General features: G+C 65.4%; 2 protein-coding genes. One reads left to right on the forward strand and one right to left on the reverse strand.

Going from position 1 to position 1,126, the window contains the following annotated elements:
• Positions 1-108: 108 nt before the first annotated feature.
• A complete protein-coding gene (locus tag ABD194_RS09010; protein WP_056825450.1) occupies positions 109-306 on the reverse strand; it encodes a hypothetical protein in 198 nt (65 codons plus the stop codon).
• 203 nt (positions 307-509) lie between these two features.
• Here ABD194_RS09010 and ABD194_RS09015 point away from each other — a divergent pair, with 203 nt between their 5' ends.
• Positions 510-836: a hypothetical protein gene (locus ABD194_RS09015; protein WP_343990376.1), complete on the forward strand. Its 327-nt coding sequence runs from the start codon at positions 510-512 to the stop codon at positions 834-836.
• The last annotated feature ends 290 nt before the right edge of the window (positions 837-1,126 follow it).

Consider the following 1,126-nt stretch of genomic DNA (forward strand, 5'->3'; position numbering starts at 1 on the left):
ACTCGGCGGCGAGGAAGGACCACTCAGCGACTCCGGCACCCACCCGGATCACGCGCATAATGCCGCAGACCGGTAGATCGATGGGCCAGCCGCGCGTCCGTGCATGGGCTACTTCGCGGGCCTGAACTCCCCGCGCGGCGGCTCCTCTTCGACCGGCGACATGCCGGGGAGGATCCCCACCTCGGCGAGTTCTTCGACGGTGAGGCTGGCCCAGCCATCTGGCGACGACAGCCGTTCAAGCATTCCCGGCGTCACGAAGACGGTCTTCCCCGCGACCTCGTATGGCAACTTGTCATCGGTCGGCACCCGACGAACGTACCTCGCCGCAGGTCCTCGGGGTGTCTCTGCGAGACGTCCGGTCATGCCGCGCTCAGGACGGCTCCGTATGAGTTGCGGTCGCGTCACGATTGCGGCGACCGCCGCCACAAGCCGTCCCTCCGGCACGATGCTCGTTGCACACGGCTTGATGAGACAGGGGCTCAGCTATGCGACCGACTAGAGCGCTGGTCATGATCACCATGGGCGGCCTCGCTCTGGCCCTCACGGGTTGTTCGTCCGAAAAGCCGTCGCCAACTCCGTCGGCAAATGAAGGCACGACGGTGGACCTCTACACACACTGCGGCATCCGTTACCTGCAGGTCGGAGCCGACTGGTTCGAGCGGGTGGGCGGCCCCTTGGCCAACGAAGGCAACCCGCCGGCCGGCTGGAACAATCCGAGTCAGCCCGGCCGGGTGACCGTCGCTGATGACCTGGCGACTTTCACCGATGACGCTGGGCACAAGGAGTCGTTCAAGAAGCTCGACAAGCCTCCGTCGTCGGCGACCAACTGCGCCTGACAGTTCTCCGCCTGCAGCGCGTTGTGCGCGGGTGCATCCTGATGCCACCGCGGGCAGTCGAGCAGTGATGTGCCCGTCCGGTTCTGCCGCTGATGGGTCGTGCCGAGGAGCGGATGTTTTCAGAGGCACCGAGCAGGACGCGAGGGTCGATCGTCCGGGCCTATGCCATGCTTGGCTCATGCCGGAGCAGGGGGTTCGCGTGTGGGATCCACATGTTTGGATCTTTGTCCCGTTCCGGGTTTAGTGGAGGCTCGGAACTGACGCGACGACGTTAACCGCCACGGGATTCT

The sequence above is a fragment of the Terrabacter terrae genome, assembly GCF_039529575.1.
Classification (GTDB): Bacteria; Actinomycetota; Actinomycetes; order Actinomycetales; family Dermatophilaceae; genus Terrabacter; species Terrabacter terrae.